Below are 20,849 nucleotides of genomic sequence, written 5' to 3' on the forward strand. Positions count from 1 at the left end.
CCGCCTCGCTAATCTGATGGCGGTCTTCTGCATTCTCAGTTGGCGCGTCCTCTGGCTCACCATGCTCAATCGCGCGGCCCGGACGCGTCACCGAAGATGGCCTTGACGGACAACGAGATCGCATTGCTCGATGAACTCATCAGCGACGTCGGCAATCGACGATGTCGCCCTGGAACCCTCGCATTCTACTTGACCAAACTTGAACGATTGGGTCGCTACCTGGCCAGGGCCGCCGATCCGCCACCGGGAAATGTCGTCATCTGGCGCGGACTTTCCAGACTGACCGTTATCGAATTCGGCGCCGAAATCGGAGCGGCTGGAAATGTGGTTTTGAAAGCTGGTGAGGACCTCACCAGACGCCGTACCCGGCATAGGGGCAGGACCCTTACGGATCGCCTCGCGGACGGTACTGTCGATCCAGAGCGCAGATCTTGACCGGGGCACGTCAGGCCGCGGTCACGTCTCAGCGGATTATGCCGCAACTGACGCAGCTATCCCGCATCGCTGTCTTCAGCAACACAGGAGCTGCGATGGAAATGGGACCCAAGGCGATATCGGCTTTCTTGCGCATCCGGAAGAACTCTCTTGGTCAGCTACTGGTCAGCCAGGCGGTCTATCCAGATAGGCTGAGCATTCTCGACTTTATCGGAGATAAAATATGACGGGCATTGGCCGAGCTGGCACATCGCGCGTTGGGGCTGCACGAGCCGACAGCACCGGGGAATTGAGCAGTTCGAGCGCGGAGCCCGGCCTGTTGCCTGGGGAACGCAGTCAATCCTTCGACGCCCTCGTGGAGCGGATGCGCTCCGGGCCTCAAGATAGAACCGCGGCGCTCGCGAACCAGCCACCAGCTTTGGATGTGGCGGCGCCAACGCGGGACGAGATCAAGGCAGCAGAGGAAAACTTGGACAGCCTGCTCGAGCAGCTTAAAACTTGTCGTCAAGCGGCCAGGCGCGCCCGGAACTTGCCCGAGGCGCAAGAGCTGATCGATCAAGTGGTTAAAGCAGGCTCAGCAGTTCTGGAGTACTACGCGAATCTGCCCCCAGCTCTGGCGCGCCGCATTCTGCCGGACGATCAGGCTCGCCAGCTCCGCTATGACACGCTGGACGCTGGCGACCAATGTAACGAGGTGGCCACAAAGATTATCTACGAGCTGGAGAAGGACAGAAGGAAAGCAGCACACCTGCTCGACAACATGAAAGACAGCGCTTCGCCCGCTCAGCTGAGCCGCGTGTTTGCAGGCGTGGCGGGCCACTACGTGGCCTGCATGGAGTGGTGGGGAAAGAAGGCATTGCGTTTGGAGCGGATGCAGTCAGTCTGCGCGGCTACTGCCAACTTGCCAACCAGCACGCCCGAGATGCGGAAGGCCGAAGAGGCCGCACTAAGGCTGCATACCGGCTGGGCGCTCAATACGAAGTGCATGTATCTGCAATCGCGGATAGCTCTCGCGGAGCTCTTGATTAACTCGCAAGCGAGCACGTTCGGACCAGATCTGCGCGGCGCCCTCATGGATGAGAGCGGGCGAGTGCGTCTGCTCGGGACCTTCATCGAGGATGTTTTTCCGGCATTCGTCTCGACGCACGGCGCCGTTCTGAACAGCAATGGAGCGACGCTCGACGCTGAGCACCGTGCCGTTCTGGAAGGAGTCATGGAGCGCCTTTCGGAGTTTGCGTCAGGAGTGAGCGGCATCGTTGGCAGCCTGAGGGAGGCCGGAACGGGAGCGGACCTCCCGTTGCAGTTACTGGACGAGATCGTGGAAGGTGCTTGGGTTACGGCGAACGAAGTCATGCGGCTGCTGGCATTGCAGCCGAAGACGATAGCCACGATTGAGCCGCCGGCTTGGGCAGCGCTGCCGGAAAATACTGCGGTCGTGGGCGAAGATAGTCCAGCGCGCAGAAAGGGAAAAGGAAGGCGCGCAGCGGCCGCAGGCGAGGGGAGTTCGATGGGCCGCCCGGCGGAGCCGCAACTCGCCAGGCCCAATGCCGCCACGGACCGGACGCGCAAGGTTATCGTACTCTCGGATCTCGGCACCAAGAAACTCGCGACCGCGGACGAGGCACGCGCGTCATCCTCCGCGACCGAGCACCTCCAGATGTGGCAGGCTCCGCCCTCCAGGAAAGCGCTGGGGGGATTACTTGAGCGATTGGACGAGCTGCTGCAGTTCGATCTGTCGGCTCAGCAAAGCGCCGTCTCGCAAGCGCGCCAGATGAAGCCCGAGGACGCCGAACACGTCTTGGATCGCGTCATTAAGCGCTTGCAGACGCAGGCCTCCGAGATTGAGGCCTGTGCAGCCGCGCTGGAGGAGCCTCGACGACGTGGCCTGCTCACGCCTGCGCAACTGCCCGAAGTGCACGATAAAATTGTACGGCTCAAGGCGATGTGGTCCGAGGTGCAGGGGCAGGCAAACTCATTAAACGCGCGAAAGGCGGCAATCACGAGCGATTGCATGAAGACCTATGCGTTTCCATCGCAAAAATACCTTGAACAGTTGCGGGCGGCGGGGGAGCTGGCGTCAGTGGATCCACCACGTCCCTTGAAGGGAGAGCCAGGGACGCTGTTCGAGATCAGGCTGCAGCCCAAGGTGCTGCGCAGTGGTGCGACGCCAAGCCCGATGTGGGTGCACATCCATACCAAGCAGCCGGTACATGCCTGGCAATTAGCAACACTGGGCGATCGCGAATTCGCCGCTTGCCACGTGAAGTCTAACGAACAGCGCGGCTACAATCAGCACTGGCAGAGCGCTCGAGCCGCCGAGGGGCACGAGAAAGTCGTGATCCACCGCGGCAAGCTCACCCCTGCGTTCTGTAGGTCCTTGTTGAGCGCCGCCGCTGGCCGCCATCCGTGGCCTCCCCTTCCCGATCCGGAGCACGTGTCGGCGCAGATCGCTCGACTGGGGATCTCGTGAGCTGGTTGTCTTCCGGCATAGTGCCGTTCGGTGGCAGCTTTCCTGCCTCCGGATCGGCTCGGAGGATTGCCTGCCCAGCACCGAGCCCTCCAGGCTCCATCTCCCAAAAGGATGGAGCCTGGAGAAGAGAACGCGCACCACGGGAGGCTTGTCAGCCTGTCGCGCGGCGATCAGGATGGAAGAGCGCGTCAATCAAGGGTTCTTCCGCATATTTGGTGCAAGGTGCGGGATTCACGGACGGTGCGAATAAGGGCATAAGGTTGGAATCGCAGTCGACGCTCGTGATTCGCCTTGCTTCATGCCTTCCGCTCGCTGATTTCTCCCGAGCTTTCGATTGTCCAGATCCTTCCCCAGACGGACAGGGTGGTGCTCGTGGCTCGGCCGAAGTCAGCGGTCTCGCTCTGTCCCTGTTGCGGCTGCCAGACGGGTCGCGTCCACAGCCATTACGTGCGACGCTTGGCCGATCTGCCGTGGCAAGGTCGGGTGGTCGAAACCCGGCTTCACGCGCGACGGTTTCGATGCGCGAATCCGCAATGCCCGCGTCAGATATTCACCGAGCGGCTACCGGCAACGGTGCGGCCGAAAGCAAGACGCACAACCCGTCTCGGCGAGAGCCAACTGGCGATCGGCTTTGCGGTCGGCGGAGAGCCCGGCTCGCGCCTGTCGCGCAAACTGGCCATGCCGGTCAGCGGCGACACCTTGCTCCGAATGGTTCACTCGGCTCCCTTGCCGGATTTCGTTGCCCCGACCGTCGTCGGCATCGACGATTGGGCTTGGCGTCGTGGCCAGCGATATGGAACGATCATCTGCGATCTGGAGCGCAATTGCGTGCTTGACCTGCTTCCCGATCGTAATGCCGACAGTGTTGCGCGCTGGCTGAAGCGCTGGCCGGGCATCAAGGTCGTAGCCCGCGACCGTGCGGGACTTTATGCTGATGGCGCACGCTGCGGCGCGCCCGACGCGGTGCAGGTCGCGGACCGTTGGCACCTGCTCAACAGTTTAGGTGAGGCCCTGCGCCACGCTGTCGGGCGCCATCGTCACAACGTAGCCGCCGCCGTGCAAATCATGGCGTCCGTGCAACGACCGAAGACTGGCAGTTCCACGCTGCCGCCCGGCCTTGCACAATTGCGGGCGGATCGAAAGTCTGCACGACGCGAACGCTGGGATGAAATCTGTCGCCTACGCGAGCAAGGTTGCCCGACATCCGGGATCGCCCAACTGCTTGGTATCGACAGGCGCACTGTTCAGCGCTGGCTGGCCGCTGGCGGCGAACCGGAGCATTCGCGTCCTCACATACCTTCACATCTTCTCGCGCCCTTTGAGGCATGGCTGGAAGCGCGGTGGGCCTCCGGCTGCCAGGTGGGCCAGCAGCTTTGGCGCGAGCTTCAGCAACAGGGTTATACTGGAAGTCGAGTGACCGTCGCGCGATGGGCCGCTGACAGGCGTGCACATGCAGACTCGGGAGGAGCAGCACAACCGCACCCGACCTGGAAAGCTCCCACGCGTCGTCGCTGTGCTTGGTATTTGAGTCGGGATCTGGATCAGATCGATGCTGACGCCAGGCTGTTCCTCGGTCACTTGTTTGCGCGAGCTCCGGAACGTACGCCTCCGTTGACGGCCGCCTTGTTTGACGGAGGCGAGCGCTGCAGGTCCTAGGGGTAATCCTAGGAGAAGCGCTATGACGGTTTCGCGGGCAGAGGTGATCACATCGGTCGAGCGGCGGCGGCGGTGGTCGCGAAATGAGAAGGAACGGCTAGTTGCAGCATCGCTCGAGCCCGGAGCCACTGTTTCCGAGGTGGCTCGCATGGCCGGCCTTCATGTGAGCCAGCTGTTCAGGTGGCGCAAAGAGTTTTGCAAGCACGGTGAGACGAGTATAGCTCCGTTCGTGCCGGTCGAGATTGGACCGTCTGTGCCGCCGCGGGACCTGACCGAAGTGCCGTTGACGACGGCGCCGGCGCGTCGACGGAGGAGCCAGGGCATCATCGAGATTGATCTCGGTATCGGACACCGCATCCGGGTCGATGGCGAGGTTGATGGAGACGCGCTGCGTCGCGTTCTCGATGCTCTGGTGCGCCGATGATCCCGGTTCCGACCGGCGCGCGAGTGTGGCTCGCGACAGGCTACACCGATATGCGCAGAGGCTTCCCGTCGTTGGCACTCCAGGTGCAGGAGGTGCTGCACAAAGACCCGCTTAACGGACATCTGTTCGTCTTCCGTGGTCGCCGCAGCGATCTTGTGAAGATGATCTGGCACGATGGCCAGGGAGCATGCCTGTTTACCAAAAGACTCGAGAGAGGAAGGTTCATCTGGCCATCGGTTGCCGGTGAATCAGTAACGATCTCGCCGGCGCAGTTGAGCTATCTGTTGTCCGGGATCGATTGGCGCAACCCACAAGAAACCCAACGTCCAACGCGGGTCGGATAGCGTTTTATGGTTTGAATCTGCGGCTTGATCTGATTCACTGGCTTCATGATGTCGAAGCCGGACGATCTTCCATCGGACCTTGCGAGTGCCCTGGCGGCGCTGCAGGCCGAGCGTGAGGCGCGGCTACACGCTGAGGCGGTGGCTGCCAGTGTGCGGGCGGAGCTGTCGGACAACGAGGCGCTGATCGCGCATCTTGAGCTGCGGATCGAGAAGCTCAAACGCGAACTGTACGGGCCGCGCTCCGAGCGCACGGCACGGCTGCTCGAGCAGTTGGAGCTGGAGCTCGAGGAACTCGTTACCACAGCGAGCGAGGATGAGCTTGCCGCGCAGGCTGCAGCAGCAAAGACGCAGAACGTCCGTTCCTTCACGCGCAAGCGGCCGGTGCGCAAGCCATGGCCGGATGACATCGAACGCGAGCGCGTCGTCATGGAGGCTCCAACGAGCTGCGCCTGCTGCGGTGGATCGCAGCTGGCGAAGATCGGCGAGGATGTGACCAGAACGCTGGAGGAGATCCCACGCCGCTTCAAGTTGATCGAGACGGTACGGGAGAAGTTCACCTGCCGCGATTGCGAGAAGATCAGCCAGCCGCCCGCGCCGTTCCATGCCACGCCGCGCGGCTTCATTGGCCCACATTTGCTGGCGACGATCCTGTTCGACAAGTTCGGCATGCATATCCCGCTCAACCGCCAGAGTGCGCGCTTCAAGGCCGAGGGGATTGACCTGTCGTTGTCGACCCTGGCCGACCAGGTCGGCCACGGCACCTTTGCCGTCATGCCGCTCTTCCATTTGATCGAACGCCATGTGCTCGCGGCCGAGCGCCTTCATGGCGATGACACCACCATCCGTATCCTGGCGAAGGGCAAATGTACCACCGGACGGATCTGGACTTATCTATGGACGGTCCCCGCTTTGCAAGGCCATTTGCTTTGTTCCGGCTAACGATCGTTTGCAGCTATCTATCCGGCTTTATGGCAATGCCACGAGCCCTGATGAGATCCGCGGATCGGCGCCCAATTATGTTGGCGAGCTCTGAAGCTCGATAGGTCCAACGGGCTTAGCCGACCCCGGTCCGACCGGTTGCCATCACTCTGCTTTTGCCCTCGCAAACGGAACCACGCTCGATTTATGCTTGCGCGCGGTACTCTTCACCATTGGCCATGATCGCCCAAGCGATCCGGGCAGTTTTGTGAGCAAGCGCCGCCGTCACGACATTGAAGGGACGCCTACCGAGCAACTCTGTTATCCAGGTATTGGTGACCTGATGGATACGGACGCGATGAACGGCCGCTCGGGCGCCATGTATCAGCAATTTGCGAATGTAGCCGTCGCCGCGCTTACTGATACCACCCAAACGCTCCTTACCCCCGGTCGAATGCTGCTTCGGTACTAATCCAAGCCAAGCAGCGAAATGCCTTGCCGAAGCGAACTGTTGTGGATGGTCGACAGACGCCGCCAGGGCGGTGGCGGCAAATGGGCCGACGCCCGCCACCTTCATGAGACGCCGACACACTTCATTGTCTTTGGCAGTTGCAAGGATCATCTTCTCGTAGCTTTCAACGTGTAGCTCAAGGTCTTCGATCTGATCGACAAGGATTGAAAGGGCGCTACGCGCGCTCTGTGGAATACGCTCGTCAACGTCCACGAGTGCCATGAGCTCTCTCGCGTTTGCTTTTCCCTTCCCGGTCACGATCCCCAACTCGCCGAAATGACCACGCAGAGCATTTATCGCGCCGGTGCGCTGTCGGATGAGCAAATCGCGCGTGCGATGTAGCATTAGAATTCCCTGCTGTTCGACGGTCTTTACAGGGACAAAGCGCATGCCAGGCCGTTGGACGGCTTCCCAGCACGCCTCGGCATCAGCAGCATCATGCTTATTTGTCTTCACGTAGGCTCGTACGTAGCGGGCCGGCATAAGACGCGCTTTGTGTCCAAGCTTTATTAGTTCACGAGCCCAATGATGAGCGCCGCCGCAAGCCTCAAGACCAACGAGACAACTTGGAAGCCGTGAAAAGAAATCCAGAACCTTCCCGCGGGCGAGCTTCTTGCGGATAATTTCTCCATCCGCCGTAATCCAGTGGATTTGAAACCAGCTCTTCGAGATATCAAGCCCGATTGTGGTCATAGCCATAGCTTGTCCTCCTTGGGGTGCTCTTTCGCAGCTTATCAGGGCGGGGACCGTCCATCTCATTATGTGCGGGATGACCGGCCCTTCGCCGGGCCCGCGCCGCCGGCGGCGGTCTATTACGCCTCGAGCGACCGACGAGGCGAGCATCCCCAGAAGCATCTGGTCGCCTTCGGTGGTATCCTGCAAGCCGATTGCTACAGCGGGTTCGACCCGCTGTTCGATCCGCAGAAGAAGGCACGGCCGATTACGCCAGCATTTTGCTTTGCCCATGCACGACGGGGCTTCTTCGAGCTGGCCGACATCGAGAAAAATGCTTGGGAAGGTAAGAAGGGCAAACCGGTCTCTCCGATCGCGCTGGAGGCGGTCAGACGCCTGGATGCATTGTTCGAGATCGAGCGCGCCATCAACGGCTGCGGCGCCGAGGAGCGGCGTGCCGTGCGCCAGGAACAGAGCAGGCCGCTTCTCGAGGACATGCACGCCTGGTTGCTGCGTGAGCGCGAAACCCTCTCGCGCTCCTCCGAGGTCCTAAAGCCTATGAATTACATGCTCAGGCGCTGGGACGACTTCGCCCGCTTCCTCGACGATGGCAGGATCTGCTTGACCAACAATTGTGCCGAGCGCGCATTGAGAGGCGTCGCCTTGGGACGGCGGAACTGGACCTTCGCCGGCAGCCAGCGCGGCGCCGACCGTGCCGCCATCATGCTGACGATGATCACGACCTGTCGCCTCAACGACGTCGATCCCAAGGCCTGGCTCGCCGACATCCTCGCCCGTATCGCCGATCTTCCCACATCGCGTCTGCACGAGCTGCTGCCCTGGGAATGGAAGGTCCTGGGCCAAGCCCGCAAGCCCGCCGGTCAGCAGGTCGCCTGACCTTCACGCAACGCCATCATAGAGCTCGCCGGGCCCGCGCGCACGCGTCAATCGGGCGGTCTTCATCGTATGCCTACTCCGGAACTCGCCACGACGGCGGAGCTAGCGAAGCGGTTTGTGTCCCTTCTCAGTGGTAGCGACATCGCCGAGCTCGATGAATGGATCACACAAGCAGCCAACAGCGAGCTCAAGAGCTTTGCCAACGGCATCGCGCGCGACATCGATGCGGTCCGAGCGGCAATAACTACCTCCTGGACAACCAGTCCGGTCGAAGGCCAGATCAGCAGGATCAAAGCCATCAAACGACAAATGTATGGTCGGGCGAGCTACCCGCTATTGCGTCGACGCGTCCTTCTGGCTGCCTGAGAACGACCGCCCAACCTATCCAACCCCAGCTGCTCAAGCTGCACCAAATATGCGGAAGAACCCAATCAAGGTGAGAGAGTTTCGCCGGGCTCGTGACGTAGGGAGGGCGTAGCCCGACCGGAGTTACGATCCCGGCGTCGGCGCGATCCGCGAGGGACCGCGCCGACTTCTGATCGCGGCCGGCAGGTTATGCAAGTGGGAGGCGACAGGCCGGATCTGCGGGAAGCGGCTGAAGGCATTACTGCCTGCGCCGATTGAGGCGATGGAACGGCACGGCCACCTCGACCTTGCCCCCCAGATCGGCGCCAAACTTTTGGCGATGAGCGCTGCGACGATCGACCGCACATTAGTGCGGATCCAAGAAGAATCAGGTCGCAAGCGCCGGCGGCACGCGACGCACTCGTTGCGTCGCAGTGTTCCAATACGGACGACCTTGTAGCACATAGCGGTCCATCTGCCCGGCAGCTTCATCCTGACCCTCGTGCTCACCGACAGTGCTACCGGCTGGACAGAGTGCGCTGCTCTGATCGTGGCGCGAACAGGCGCTATTGAAAATGGTGCTGACGGAATTGCGCAAACCATTGCCTTTTGCGCTGCTCGGCCTCGATGCTGACAATGATACCGTGTTCATGATTGAGACGCTGAATGCCCACTGCGAGGCGGCCAACATCGTTTTCATGCGTTGCCGGCCCTACCGAAAGAATGACCAGCCGTTCGTCGAGCAGAAGAACGGCGCCGTCGCGCGCAGAATGGTCGGCTATCGTCGGTTCGAGAGCCTGGAAGTGCTGCTGGCTGAACACTATCGATCGCGGAGGCTGTTCGTGCACGTCTTCCAATCCTCGTTCAATTGATAGCCGGGCAGCGCGACGATGCGCGTGTGCGCAAGACATACCGTGCGCCGGCGACACCACACCAGCGCTTAGCCGCCGACACGCCCCGCTCGGTTCGTGCCCATCTCCAAGAAATACATGCCGTTCTCGACCCGGTCCCGTTGTTGCGCGATATCCGCGGCGCGCAGGAAACGGCGTCCCGCAAGTGCAGATTGATCTTATGAGTCCTGCTTCATGAGAACGTTTGACCTGCCACCGAGAAGAACCGCCGATCTATAGGACCGGCGGCCAAGTCAAGGGAGGAAACGCCCGTCAGGGCAGCGGTAGCGAGACTACCGCAAGGCACCACCAACTTCTTGGCGGATCTCAAATAAACATTTTGCGATGGGCTAGACGATGATCCGCCTACTCATCGAATGGAGGTAATGCGAGGAAAGCTACGCATTGCTGGCTTCCAGTAATTCAATTGAGCCTGAATTTAAAGAAAAAGTTGCGTACAAAGCGTACAAATCGAGCTTTTTCGCGCTCTCTCGTCACACCTTCAACAGGTCAGAGCTGTTTCGCACGGAGTGCCGAGTTAGATCCGTCAAGTTTGCAGCTTGATGCCCCTTCTATGGACTAGGCTGCCACGTTTGGGACGAAGTCGCCGATCTCACGCTCGGAAGCTCTCTGCCAATCGCAGGAAATTCATGAGCAGCACGTGACCTTGTTGAGTAAGTACTGACTCCGGGTGGAATTGCAGTCCATAGGTCGGTTGATGCCGATGTGCCAAAGCCATGATCTCACCTTCATTTGAGCGGGCTGTCACCACGAGATGCTGCGCGTCTGACTCCTCTAGTTCAACCGCCAGAGAATGATAGCGTCCAACAGAAAGTGGAGACGGGAGTTGCTTGAACAACCCTCGGCCATCATGAGTTATGTGTGAGGCTCGACCGTGCATCGGACAACGCGCGCGTACCACGCGACCGCCGAAAACGCTCCCAATACACTGGTGCCCAAGACAGATGCCAAGAATTGGAACGCGACCCGATAGTTCGCGGACAACGGCAGTGGATATGCCGGCCTCCATTGGCGTGCAAGGTCCGGGAGAGATCACGATTGCACGCGCCTGGAGCGCGAGGAGATCGGTGAAGCTCATCGCGTCATTCCGGACGACTTGCGTCTCTTCACCGAGCGCGCGGAAATATCGCGCGATATTGAACACGAATGAGTCGTAATTGTCGATGATCAGAATCAAAATGCACCAGATAGATCGGCACCAAAGGCGGCGAAGAGTCGCTGTGCCTTGGCAAGCGTCTCCTCGTACTCGGCTTCAGGATCCGACATCGCCGTTATCCCAGCCCCTGCATGAAAGACAGCCAGGTCGTCGTCGATCATCACAGTGCGGATCGCAATGTTCGTGTCCATCTGTCCATTGAATCCAATGAAACCGATCGCGCCGCAATAGACCTCTCGCGCCACTCCCTCGATGTCCGCAATAATCTCCATTGCTCGCACCTTCGGAACGCCGGTAACGGAGCCGCCCGGAAAGCAGGCGCGAAGCAAACTGACGGCGTCCTTGTCTTCAGCAAGTGCGCCCCTGACAATCGAAACGAGATGGTGCACCGATGCATAGGATTCTAGGTTGCACAGTGCGGTAACATCGACCGAATTGTCGGTACAAACGCGTGACAGATCGTTGCGCAGCAGGTCGACAATCATAATGTTCTCGGCACGATCCTTCTCGGACGCAAGAAGGAGTTCGGCACGCCGCCCATCTTCCGCGGAATCGGCGGAACGCGCGAATGTGCCCTTGATCGGGCGCGTTTCGACTTGCCGTTCGTCAAGTTTTAGAAATCTCTCAGGAGAGCTTGATGCGATCGTCAGCTTATCGTAGCGCAAGAGAGCTGCAAACGGTGCCGGGTTCAGAGTCCGGAGCTGGCAATAAAAGGTGAGCGGATCGAACAGGGGCGAAACCCTGGCACTGAAGCGTTGCGCGATGTTGGCCTGGAATACATCTCCTGCCAGGATCAAGCCGACGACGCGCTGGACCGCTGCGATAAAGCGTTCACGGCTATAGTTAGAATGCCAAGCGCCCGCCGTGCTGGGGATTATGTTCCGCGGCGACTTTGGCCTGGCGAGCAGTGCTGCAAACTCGTCGGCGCGACGACGCGCGCGATCGGCTCGTCGGGTTGGGTCCTGTTCGGGCCATCCGGTCGAGACGATCCAGCACCTGTGGTGCCGGTGATCGAAGCTGACGACCACATCGTAAAAATGCAGGATTGATTGAGGCAACCGGAGGCCGTGAATTGACGGCGGCGGCAGCTGCTCCAGTGTTCGGTTCAGATCGTAAGCAAGGAAGCCGGCTGCGCCGCCCTGGAATGGGGGGAGATCGGGGCGATGCGCTTCTTTGTATCTCGCAAGAAGACCGCGGAGGACCTCCCATGGATCGCCTGTAAGAGCTACTCCATTCCAACTTGCCTGTCCATCTGCGACCAAATAGGTGCCGAACGGCTCGCAGGCCAGATATGAGTAACGCCCAAGCAGCTCATGCCCTGCCGCGCTATCGAGAAAGGTAAGCTGCGGCCACGGCGCAAGGCACCGCAGCGCCTTGACAGGTTCAATCCACTGCAACTCGCGGACGTGCATAGGCTATCTGTTACCGACGACCGGCAGGTTGTGAGGCCTGCGCCGCCGTGATGCCGCTCCGAAGGAGGGTTGTTTCCGCCCGAGCGTACAAGACCCTGCGGCTGATCATCAAGCTACTCACCGCCAGCTGATCCGCTACGCCGAGCGACTTGCGTTAGCCCTGCCGTTCCCGCGAAATGCACATCTGTTGACAGCTCATAGTCAGCGGCAAAGCGCAACTCCCGAAGTGGCCGTATGCATCTGATCGCTTCTCGATACAAATTGTGCGTTTTGTACGCTGCGAGATCCGTCTCGCTAGCAAACTCCCCGTACACTACGACGTCAATGTCATTGCCGAGCTGATCGCTCTTGCGGTTGCGCGCAATCTCGAGCCGGCGTGCATATGGGATTGAGGTGAGAACCGATAGACCTTTGACGATTTGGTCGATACAGGCCTCATCCCTGGCTGTGAAGAAGACGATGTGACGGATCATGGTGGCCGCAAAGGTGACGCCTCAACTTGGCCGCGTCCTTACCTCGGGGAGCGGCGCAACGCAATGCAATGCTGGAACGTCGTTGATGGCAAGGGGGCGCTCGTGTGACGCTCGGCCTTGCAGCAGAGGCTCGCAACAGCAGAGACTCGCAGAATTTCCAATTGAGCAAGACGTGTGAGTTGCTCGGTGTCCAAAATGATCTGAATGTGGCATATTCTGGCTCGGCGGCTCGATGAATCCGCGTGCAAAGCTCGAGAACCCGCAATACTTCGTTGCGGGTGATACCGTCGATCAGTGTTTCCCGACAAGACGATTCAGCACTATCTCAACAGCCCATATCGATTGAACTCAGGCACCTCTCGTAGAGCTGGGGTCCGAAACGTACGGTTCTGCATCTATTAGGATACATCGTGCCGCAGGTGAATGCCCTCGTCCGATCCGGACAGTATTTGTGCGCCGAAAACAATCTCAACCTGTCACAACGCATGAAACGCAACTTAGGGAAGCGCGATGGTCCGCGCGCGAAACTCTATAATTCAATCTATCAGTTGGCCAGGCGGAACAGGCCCTTTCAGGCCAGGGGCATCGGCAACGAAGGCCATCCGTGAGTCGCATAGATTGAGCGACCGCTACTTTGCTTTGAGAGAGTAAAAAATGGCCGTAATGGAGCTGAGCAGAGTTTTGCTCGACGCGCCTGGAAGGCCAGGTCGTACGCGGAACGTTGATTGCCGATCTTCCCAGGCGCGAGATGGGTACTCCCGACTGGCGTATATTTGTGAATTGATACTGAAATCGTGGAGGGTGAATTGCGTACAACTGCAGGAGGAGACAAGAGGCCAAACTCAATGAGCCAGAAGCAGATTGTGGTGACCGCTACTGGCGCCGGCATCGGAAAGACGGTGTTCTGCGCAGGACTCGTCAATCTCCTCGGTGCGAAGTTTTGGAAACCGATTCAGGCCGGCCTCGAAGGAGAAACCGATACCGAGCGGGTCGCTCGGCTTGGCAGTCTTCCGCCGGATCGCATCGTGCCTGAGCGTTACCGACTGCAAACGGCCGCTTGGCACCACAGTTCCTCGGGGATTGACGAGGTTCGCATCAAACCGGATTCGCTGGACGTACCGGACACCGGAGGGCAGCCGCTCGTGATCGAGGGTACCGGCGGACTAATGGAGCCGCTGAATTGCGGCTCGCTTTACATTGACCTCTTGGAGCGGTGGAGACTACCTGTCGTGCTCTGCGCGAGCACAACTCTGAGTACGATCAATTGTTCACTGCTGTCCATAGATGCGCTCCGAAGGCGCCAGATCGTCATTCTTGGGATCGCTTTCGTTGGCGAAAAGAATTCGGACGCTGTGGCAGCAATTTGCGAGATTGGACGGGTGCGGTGGTTAGGACGACTGCCCTGGATTGCGCCTTTGTCGGCAGACACGCTGCAAGCTGCGTTCAAGGCCTCCTTCTGTCACGATGATTTCAATTCATGATGCTAAAGATGAAGTCGTTGATTGGCATCCGCATGCAACACGCGCTTCAAGCGGAATGACAACCGCCGGGCGATGGTGCTTATCTTTAGCGTGGAATCTCAGGAGGTCGTCCATCGGTACGCCGTGGCCGCTGATGGGTGGTTTGGCTTGCAGACTACCGTGCGGGCGATGCCAGTTGTAGTGATGAAGCCAGATTGGCAGGTTTTGGGCGCGCTGATCCGAGGTGTCGTAGGCACGAGCGTAGCCCACTCGGGCAGCACTGTCTGAATGAAGCGTTCGGCCTTGCCGTTTGTTTGCGGTCGTCGGGCCTGGTGAAGACGTGCTGGAGGCCGAGCTTGCTGCATTTGCGGACCCCGGAGCTTCGACTATGCCAACGTATAGCTTTCGAAGGAACTTCTCCTCTGCCATCCTGAGGCGCCGACGCGATGATTGGGATAGGCGAGGCGCCGTTACGGCAGGCCCAACTTGGTCATGCTCGAACCTGCCAAATGCGCTTCGCCGTCCTGTTCGGGACTGTGCTTCGCATTCCCGAACAGGAACGCGGAGATCGCAGTCAAAGCATGGCAAGGCGCAGTTTGCCCATTTCTCCAGCGCCGCATGAAATCGAAGCTAAGAGGTTGGATTAAAGTTGACTCTCGCCCCTCCTCGCTGGACGAAACGAGAAGACGAACTGCTGCGCGAGCTTGTTGATGCAGGCACGCCTGTGAAATCCATTTGCGAAACGCTCAATAGGTCAGAGCCAGAGCTTCGCAGGCGCAGCTACTACATTGGCCTACCAAAAAAATGGTTTAAGCGAACAGTCGCCATCTCAGGCTGAGGCGGCGCTCGGCAATAGGCGGTTCCTTTGGCCTCTCAGTATTGTTGGCGGCAGGAAGACAAAAGCGCCTCGAACAAGACGTTTCGTGCCAACGTGCTCACTTCAATAATCAAGACTTCCGACAGCAATCTCCATGAATTTGCCCACACGCTGGAGGGGTGACGAAATCGCTTGGTGTTCCTGATAAAAAAGAGGACGCACTTCTTTTCCCTCGGCGATCATACCTGACCTCGTCGATCAGTTTCTCGGAACAAAGTATGCTAGTTGGGCATATGACCGAGAACGACGCATTGTGGTCGAACTGGCGAAGGCTGAGCGTGAAACAGCGAAATTGCCGACCATACGCCGAGTTAGCGCATGGATTGAGCGGGCTTTCAAAACGGCTCGCGTCAACAACCTCGACAGACTTGGCCGCTCAATATTTTGCCGCGAGGGATATCTCATTATAGTACATCCTGATCAATTCTCGCGATTAGAGAGCGAAGCTAATGAAACGCGCCAGAAAAGGGAACGTACCGAACTGTTATCGCGACCACATGGTGAGGGTCGCATATGACGAGTTCTATCTCGTCGAAGAACCGACCGAACCGGGCGAACCGGTTTGTGAAATACCCTATAGCCTGTCAGAGGTGTTCGATTGGTACGACATTGAACCGTGGCAGATCGAACGCCCGGTGATTAGCGGCATCTAAGACGCTGGGGGCCGCGTTGCGGCGTAAGGCGGCACGCGGTCATCTATCTTCGTTTCGACTAGCGGGCCCGTTGGCGACGTGGGTGAGCCGAGGACGCACCCGCCAATTGGCCAGCAGTCCTCATCCCCCTGACATATTCGCAAGAGTGCGTCTGAGGGCTGGCGAGCGTGATGTAAAGCGCTGATGCGGCGGTTCGGTTGCGAAGACACCCCATCACCTTCATCCGCCGATCGAATCGATGAGCTTAACCGCGATCGTACTGCAGCACATTTCCGCTGAGACCGTCGAAGATTCCAACATCGAACTCAAATCGATGACAGGCCATACCGTTCCCGAAATCGAGCGCATCGAAGTTGACTTAGATAGAATCGCGCAATTCAACACCGAGTCTGACTTTACCGGACTGGCAGTTTCGCTGATGGTCGAGACCGCCAGCTATTGCTGCATCGCTGCGGGTACGCTGGGGAGGACACAGGCGTGGGGTCGTAAGATGGCCGCAGTCGCTGGAAATATGGTCCGTCAATACAAGTTGCTCGACTCGTACCTCGATAAATTTGTAAACACTGGAAAGAAACCGGCATGATCCTCGCGAGGCTTGTATTGAGGCGACCGTCAATATCCGATTTCTGATAAAAAAACTTCTCGAAACCTCTGATCGACTCTTATGTCGCTCACTCGTTGAGACATGGGCAGCAGTTGCGCGATAAGATTCGCGCCAATATCGAAGCGCGGGGCGGGATAATCCTTCCAATCGAAGACCGGATGCTTCGGTCTATCGAACGCGCCGCAAAAAGCGCCGAAGTGGATCTCGACACAATCGACCCCAAAGACAAGCGTCCGTGGGGTGGGAAAAACGTCTTTCAAAAAACTAAGGAGGTGGGGCTAGGTGTTTAGTCCCGGCATTTGCTGGAGCGGATTAAGTTTGAATCGTTCTGGCTGGGAAGTCGAGCATTTGCAGATGTATTCGTAGGGCGTGAGGCCCTTCAGGGTCTTCAGCCGTCGAGCGTAGTTGTAGGCGTTAATGAAGTCGGCAAGGTGTGCTTCGAGCTGATCGTGTCGATCGTAATGGTAGCGTTGGACGGTCGCTTCCTTGATCGTGCGGTTCATGCGCTCGACCTGGCCATTGGTCCAGGGATGCTTGATCTTGGTCAGCCGATGTTCGATGCCGTTCTCTTGGCAGCGGATATCGAACATATGTGTCGTATATCTTGCCGTCGGGCCGTCCGCGTAGCGCGGCGGGAAAGTGAACTGGATCCCATTGTCGGTGAGAACCGTGTGGATCTTGTAGGGGACAGCCGCGATCAGGGCTTCGAGGAAGGCCGAGGCGGAGGTCCTTCCCGTCTTCCTGACCAGTTGCACGAAGGCGAACTTGCTGGTGCGATCGATGGCGACGTAGAGGTAGAGCTTGCCTTCAGCGGTCTGCAGCTCGGCGATGTCGATGTGGAAGTAGCCGATCGGGTAGGCCTTGAACTTTTTCTTCGCAGGCTTGCTGCCTTCGACCTCTGGCAATCGGCTGATGCCGTGGCGCTGGAGACAGCGATGCAGGGATGATCGCGTCAGATGCGGGATGGTCGGTTGGAGCGCATAGAGGCAATCGTCGAGCGGCAATAGCGTATGCCGCCGGAAAGCGACGATGATCGCCTCCTCCTCGATGGAAAGCACTGTCGACTTGGCGTCCCTGGGGCCTGTCGGGATATCGGCGACAGTCTCGCGCTCCTTCCACTTCGCGACAGTCTTCTGGTTGATCCCGTAGCGCTTGGCGAGCGCCCTCAGGCTCTCTTGACTATTTTGTATTGCTCGACGGACTGCCTCCGTCGTGGTGGCGCAGCCGTGTAAAACTTGTCCCATAGCGCATCCTTCGAATCGTGCGATAAGAATGCACCATCAAAGCCTGGGACTAAACAGGGTCGGTTATTCCTTGACGTTTGCCAGTGGTGGCATCGGCCGACTTGAAACCCTTTGGAAGCGGTGGACTGAACCAGAGGTTGAGGGGCAACGGTTGCCTCCCTGAAGGCGAGCCACCTCTCCTGGTAGGCGCCCACGAGCGCTCTTGGCGATACATTCCCACCCGTGTAGCTTGACGACACTCTCGGGAAGGCGAGGTGGTTAGCGGTGTTAGAGCAAGGTAGGCTGGCCACCGAAGTTAGTGGCGCGTGTTAGGGACAGCGCTTTCGGGACCGACGAAGCGCCGAGTCACGTGGCTGCTAACTTCCGGGCAGCGCGGGCGCGGCAGGGACAGCGTTAATTCTCTTGAGTGAAGGCTCCGAGTCGCGCTCGCGTTGCCACGGACATCAAAGGGGATAGCTCCGGTAGCTGGCTATGAAGTGGAGTTACGAAACATGCTATGGGCTAGCGGAGATCATTATTGTGCCGGGAGGATGCGCTCTCCTGTTTGATGGCCAGGTTTTAGGCCAATACACCTCGCCAGTCATAGCAGCAGAAGAATTAGCGAACGGGAGATGCCGTTGGCCTTGGGCTGGAGATCCGGCGAAGATGGGGATCCCGAGAAACTTGTCCCAGTGGCAAAGCGTCCCCTTGGCGCGTCGGCTATGAGCACAGTAGTGAACCGCCATGAAGCCTTTCACTCAGATTAGCTCGCCACGCGGTCCCACGCGATGCGTTCGGATGAAGGAGCGATATGCCGTGTCAAAAGCTAACATCCTCAAGCTGATTGCAAACGTCGCCGATCAACTCATAGAAGTGTTGCGTAGCGGGGCACGTGCTCGTCTCGCCCAGGCGGTCGAGGCCGAGGCTGAGGCTGAGGCTGAGGACTTTCTCGGCAAGCATGCCGATTTGAAGACCGCGGACGGTCATCAGCGCGTCGTCCGCCACGGTCTCCTGCCGAAACGCGAGGTGATGACCGGTATCGGTCCGGTCGCTGTCCGTCGCCACGTGTGCTCGATCGCGGGGCGGACGCCACGGATCGCGACTGCCTCCGGTTCTCTCCGTAGATCCTGCCACCCTACATGCGCCGTTCGAAGTCGATCGAGACGCTGCTGCCGAACCTTTAGGGTATCTCGACTGGCGACTTCTCGGAGACGCTAGCTGCGCTGCCCGGCAAGGATGTTGCCGGGCGGCATCCGCCATCGGCCGGCTGAAGGATGGCTGGCTCGACGAGCACACCGTGTGGCAGAAGCGCGATCTGTCATCGAAGCTAATGTCGACGCGGCACTCGTTTCTGTCCGTCGCGGACGATTGAGACGTTATTGATTGGTTGCTCGCGGACGCGGATTTTTGCCATTGGCCCCGACCCGGACGGTCGTATTCCAGAGCGAGGTGCGTTCGCGTGTGCAGTGATACGTGATCAGCTTTCAATTGCTCGCTCGAGCCCATACGAGCGGCTGAAGGCGAGGATAGCGGAACTATAGGCACTCCGCTTTTAGTAATGCTGCCCGCCCCGCTTCGCGGCGAAGCGCTGAGCACCGCCGGATGAAGGACTAGCTCTGCACTTGACGTAACCCTTCGGCCCACTTGCCTCCGCTTGCTGTCGGGAAAGTTCTCGGCCCATGCGCCATCCAACCTAGAGCGAAATGTCGGGGAGGCGGCCTTCGTTTTCGTTGTCCGTGAACAAGCCTCCAAGCACTTGATTGGGAGTCTGTTTTCCGGTTGCGACGGTGACCTTGCCCCTCGGGCTTAATCCAGTTTGAAGTTCGTTCTGGCCCAAGACGAGGACCAGAGCATGAAGCGCAAGCGGTTTACGGAAGAACAGATCATCGGGATTTTGAAGGAGCACGAAGCCGGGGTTCCGGTCGCCGATCTCTGCCGCAAGCATGGTGTCAGCGACGCCAGCATCTACAAATGGAAGGCCAGGTTCGGCGGGATGGACGTCTCGGAGGCCAAGCGACTGCGGTCGCTGGAGGACGAGAACACGAAGCTGAAGCGGCTTCTGGCAGACGCCATGTTGGACAATGCGGCGCTGAAGGATCTCCTGGGAAAGAAGTGGTGACGCCCGCGGGGAAGCGGAAAGCTGTCGCTCATCTGGTGGATGCCCATGGGATGAGTGAACGGCGGGCGTGTAAAGCCATCGGCTGCTGCCGCATGACCATGAGATACCGGACGACCCAGGCTGACGATGCCAGCCTTCGCCAGCGCATGAGGGCGATCGCCCAGGAGCGCCGCCGCTTCGGCTATCGGCGGCTGCATGTTCTGCTCAGGCGGGAGGGCTATCTGATCAACCACAAAAAGCTCTTCCGGCTCTATCGGGAAGAGAAGCTGACGGTGCGTCGCCGTGGTGGCCGCAAGCGGGCGATCGGGACCAGGGCGCCAATGCTGGTTCCGATGACGCCGAACGACCGGTGGTCGCTCGACTTTGTGTCGGATCAGCTGACCGACGGCCGCCGCTTCCGCATCCTGACTGTCGTCGATGATTGTACCCGTGAGTGCCTGGCGCTGGTGGCCGACACCTCGCTCTCCGGCGTCCGCGTGGCGCGGGAACTGGACCGGCTGATGATCGAGCGCGGCAAGCCCAGGACGGTGGTCAGCGACAACGGCAGCGAACTCACCAGCAACGCCATCCTGGTGTGGGCCGACCAAAGCCGTGTCGAATGGCACTACATCGCGCCGGGCAAACCCATGCAGAACGCCTTCATCGAGAGCTTCAACGGCCGGCTGCGGGATGAGCTGTTGAACGAGACGTTGTTCACGTCACTGGCACAAGCCCGCGTCACACTTGGATGTTGGCGGGCCGATTACAACGACACACGACCACACTCGCAGCTCGGATGGAGAACCCCGTCCGAGTTCGCGATGACATGCCACCCGCGCCGGGATCTGGCGCTGCGCTATGCCGAAGGCTCCGCGCCAGCCCCCGTCGCTGCCACCGCCCAACCGGGCAAATCCAACGGCACGGGCGAACTCAGGACTGGATAAAACTTGGGGGCAAGGTCAACGGCATTTGAGATTGCAGGGGATTGAGGCTTCACAGCCCAAAACCCTGCAATTTCGATTTTGGATTTCCCTGCCGCTGCGAACCGTGATTCTGTGCTGCATCGGAGGCACCGATGCGACCAAAGAAGCACAGGACGACAGGCTCGAACGATCTGTTCCGGTCCCGGCTGGACCAGATCATCAACATGCGACACGAGCTGGTTCTGCTCGCCGGCAGGGTCGATTGGAACTGGATCGACGGCGAGATCGCGCCGCTCTACAGCGACAACGGCAGAGCTATGGCGGAATCTGGGTGATGACGGTGTGAGGAAGGCGGCGTATCGAGGCGGGTGACGAGCCTGCCAGAAC

General features: G+C 59.4%; 17 protein-coding genes and 7 pseudogenes. 18 read left to right on the plus strand and 6 right to left on the minus strand.

Going from position 1 to position 20,849, the window contains the following annotated elements:
• Positions 1–102: 102 nt before the first annotated feature.
• The 7 genes and pseudogenes from EI171_RS10645 to EI171_RS10675 form a co-directional block, all read left to right on the plus strand.
• The gene (locus EI171_RS10645; protein ID WP_161533298.1) at positions 103–435 is read left to right on the plus strand and encodes a hypothetical protein; all 333 of its coding nucleotides are present in this window, start codon (positions 103–105) and stop codon (positions 433–435) included.
• Positions 432–662 carry a hypothetical protein gene (locus EI171_RS10650; protein ID WP_161533299.1) on the plus strand — a complete coding sequence of 77 codons (231 nt, stop codon included), beginning with the start codon at positions 432–434 and terminating at the stop codon, positions 660–662. The genes EI171_RS10645 and EI171_RS10650 overlap by 4 nt, the downstream gene beginning before the upstream one ends.
• On the plus strand, positions 659–2,905 hold the full coding sequence (locus tag EI171_RS10655; RefSeq protein WP_161533300.1) for a hypothetical protein: 2,247 nt from the start codon (positions 659–661) through the stop codon (positions 2,903–2,905). Before EI171_RS10650 ends, EI171_RS10655 begins: the two co-directional genes overlap by 4 nt.
• 372 nt (positions 2,906–3,277) lie before the next feature.
• On the plus strand, positions 3,278–4,561 hold the full coding sequence (locus tag EI171_RS10660; RefSeq protein WP_246740622.1) for an ISL3 family transposase: 1,284 nt from the start codon (positions 3,278–3,280) through the stop codon (positions 4,559–4,561).
• 22 nt (positions 4,562–4,583) lie between these two features.
• Entirely contained in the window at positions 4,584–4,985 is a 402-nt protein-coding gene (locus EI171_RS10665) for a transposase (RefSeq protein ID WP_161533302.1), read from the plus strand.
• Positions 4,982–5,329, plus strand: a complete 348-nt coding sequence (gene tnpB / locus EI171_RS10670; protein WP_038937265.1) for an IS66 family insertion sequence element accessory protein TnpB — start codon at positions 4,982–4,984, stop codon at positions 5,327–5,329. The genes EI171_RS10665 and tnpB overlap by 4 nt, the downstream gene beginning before the upstream one ends.
• Positions 5,330–5,374: 45 nt before the next feature.
• Positions 5,375–6,223: pseudogene (locus EI171_RS10675) on the plus strand (IS66 family transposase); the annotation flags it as partial.
• A gap of 229 nt (positions 6,224–6,452) precedes the next feature.
• On the opposite strand, the gene EI171_RS10680 reads toward EI171_RS10675, so the two are convergent.
• Positions 6,453–7,457, minus strand: a complete 1,005-nt coding sequence (locus tag EI171_RS10680; protein ID WP_161533303.1) for an IS110 family transposase — start codon at positions 7,455–7,457, stop codon at positions 6,453–6,455.
• Positions 7,458–7,517: 60 nt separating this feature from the next.
• On the opposite strand from EI171_RS10680, the pseudogene EI171_RS10685 reads away from it, so the two are divergent.
• The 3 genes and pseudogenes from EI171_RS10685 to EI171_RS10695 form a co-directional block, all read left to right on the plus strand.
• Positions 7,518–8,327: pseudogene (locus EI171_RS10685) on the plus strand (IS66 family transposase); the annotation flags it as partial.
• 117 nt (positions 8,328–8,444) lie between these two features.
• On the plus strand, positions 8,445–8,693 hold the full coding sequence (locus EI171_RS10690; RefSeq protein WP_057847969.1) for an ISL3 family transposase: 249 nt from the start codon (positions 8,445–8,447) through the stop codon (positions 8,691–8,693).
• Positions 8,694–8,889: 196 nt separating this feature from the next.
• Positions 8,890–9,714: pseudogene (locus EI171_RS10695) on the plus strand (ISNCY family transposase); the annotation flags it as partial.
• A gap of 461 nt (positions 9,715–10,175) precedes the next feature.
• Here EI171_RS10695 and EI171_RS10700 read toward each other — a convergent pair.
• From EI171_RS10700 to EI171_RS10710, 3 genes are all read right to left on the minus strand, one after another.
• On the minus strand, positions 10,176–10,760 hold the full coding sequence (locus EI171_RS10700; protein WP_097669454.1) for an aminodeoxychorismate/anthranilate synthase component II: 585 nt from the start codon (positions 10,758–10,760) through the stop codon (positions 10,176–10,178).
• Entirely contained in the window at positions 10,757–12,151 is a 1,395-nt protein-coding gene (gene pabB, locus EI171_RS10705; RefSeq protein WP_161533304.1) for an aminodeoxychorismate synthase component I, read from the minus strand. The genes EI171_RS10700 and pabB overlap by 4 nt, the downstream gene beginning before the upstream one ends.
• Before the next feature lie 113 nt (positions 12,152–12,264).
• Entirely contained in the window at positions 12,265–12,624 is a 360-nt protein-coding gene (locus tag EI171_RS10710; RefSeq protein WP_161533305.1) for a Dabb family protein, read from the minus strand.
• Between the two features lie 845 nt (positions 12,625–13,469).
• Between EI171_RS10710 and EI171_RS10715 the strand changes: the two genes are divergently transcribed.
• Complete coding sequence (locus EI171_RS10715; RefSeq protein ID WP_097669451.1) at positions 13,470–14,105, plus strand: dethiobiotin synthase; 636 nt, start codon at positions 13,470–13,472, stop codon at positions 14,103–14,105.
• Positions 14,106–14,234: 129 nt separating this feature from the next.
• Here EI171_RS10715 and EI171_RS45490 read toward each other — a convergent pair.
• Positions 14,235–14,448, minus strand: a pseudogene (locus EI171_RS45490) (integrase core domain-containing protein); the annotation flags it as partial.
• A gap of 962 nt (positions 14,449–15,410) precedes the next feature.
• Between EI171_RS45490 and EI171_RS10725 the strand changes: the two are divergent.
• The 3 genes from EI171_RS10725 to EI171_RS10735 all read left to right on the plus strand — a co-directional run bounded on the left by EI171_RS10725 (position 15,411) and on the right by EI171_RS10735 (position 16,508).
• Complete coding sequence (locus tag EI171_RS10725; protein ID WP_161533307.1) at positions 15,411–15,614, plus strand: hypothetical protein; 204 nt, start codon at positions 15,411–15,413, stop codon at positions 15,612–15,614.
• Between the two features lie 238 nt (positions 15,615–15,852).
• Positions 15,853–16,197, plus strand: coding sequence for a hypothetical protein (locus EI171_RS10730; protein WP_161533308.1), 345 nt, complete (start codon positions 15,853–15,855; stop codon positions 16,195–16,197).
• 113 nt (positions 16,198–16,310) lie between these two features.
• Positions 16,311–16,508, plus strand: coding sequence for a hypothetical protein (locus tag EI171_RS10735; RefSeq protein ID WP_161533309.1), 198 nt, complete (start codon positions 16,311–16,313; stop codon positions 16,506–16,508).
• On the opposite strand, the gene EI171_RS10740 is transcribed toward EI171_RS10735, so the two are convergent.
• Positions 16,497–17,462, minus strand: coding sequence for an IS481 family transposase (locus EI171_RS10740; RefSeq protein WP_161533310.1), 966 nt, complete (start codon positions 17,460–17,462; stop codon positions 16,497–16,499). The two genes, EI171_RS10735 and EI171_RS10740, sit on opposite strands and share 12 nt — an antisense overlap.
• 795 nt (positions 17,463–18,257) lie before the next feature.
• Between EI171_RS10740 and EI171_RS10745 the strand changes: the two are divergent.
• From EI171_RS10745 to EI171_RS10755, 4 genes and pseudogenes are all read left to right on the plus strand, one after another.
• Positions 18,258–18,768: pseudogene (locus EI171_RS10745) on the plus strand (transposase); the annotation flags it as partial.
• A 525-nt stretch (positions 18,769–19,293) separates the two neighbouring features.
• A pseudogene (locus EI171_RS45495) lies at positions 19,294–19,446 on the plus strand (transposase); the annotation flags it as partial.
• Positions 19,413–20,483, plus strand: a complete 1,071-nt coding sequence (locus EI171_RS10750) for an IS3 family transposase (RefSeq protein WP_246740377.1) — start codon at positions 19,413–19,415, stop codon at positions 20,481–20,483. The pseudogene EI171_RS45495 and the gene EI171_RS10750, both read left to right, overlap by 34 nt.
• Positions 20,484–20,614: 131 nt before the next feature.
• A pseudogene (locus EI171_RS10755) lies at positions 20,615–20,776 on the plus strand (IS5/IS1182 family transposase); the annotation flags it as partial.
• Between the last annotated feature and the right edge of the window lie 73 nt (positions 20,777–20,849).

Source organism: Bradyrhizobium sp. LCT2, from assembly GCF_009931255.1.
Classification (GTDB): Bacteria; Pseudomonadota; Alphaproteobacteria; order Rhizobiales; family Xanthobacteraceae; genus Bradyrhizobium; species Bradyrhizobium diazoefficiens.

Coding starts and splice junctions, on each gene's coding strand:
- pabB (WP_161533304.1), bottom strand. CDS start 12,151: ATGCACGTCCGCGAGTTGCAGTGGATTGAACCTGTCAAGGCGCTGCGG.
- EI171_RS10665 (WP_161533302.1), top strand. CDS start 4,584: ATGACGGTTTCGCGGGCAGAGGTGATCACATCGGTCGAGCGGCGGCGG.
- EI171_RS10655 (WP_161533300.1), top strand. CDS start 659: ATGACGGGCATTGGCCGAGCTGGCACATCGCGCGTTGGGGCTGCACGA.
- tnpB (WP_038937265.1), top strand. CDS start 4,982: ATGATCCCGGTTCCGACCGGCGCGCGAGTGTGGCTCGCGACAGGCTAC.
- EI171_RS10740 (WP_161533310.1), bottom strand. CDS start 17,462: ATGGGACAAGTTTTACACGGCTGCGCCACCACGACGGAGGCAGTCCGT.
- EI171_RS10680 (WP_161533303.1), bottom strand. CDS start 7,457: ATGGCTATGACCACAATCGGGCTTGATATCTCGAAGAGCTGGTTTCAA.
- EI171_RS10710 (WP_161533305.1), bottom strand. CDS start 12,624: ATGATCCGTCACATCGTCTTCTTCACAGCCAGGGATGAGGCCTGTATC.
- EI171_RS10725 (WP_161533307.1), top strand. CDS start 15,411: ATGAAACGCGCCAGAAAAGGGAACGTACCGAACTGTTATCGCGACCAC.
- EI171_RS10750 (WP_246740377.1), top strand. CDS start 19,413: ATGGAAGGCCAGGTTCGGCGGGATGGACGTCTCGGAGGCCAAGCGACT.
- EI171_RS10715 (WP_097669451.1), top strand. CDS start 13,470: ATGAGCCAGAAGCAGATTGTGGTGACCGCTACTGGCGCCGGCATCGGA.
- EI171_RS10730 (WP_161533308.1), top strand. CDS start 15,853: ATGAGCTTAACCGCGATCGTACTGCAGCACATTTCCGCTGAGACCGTC.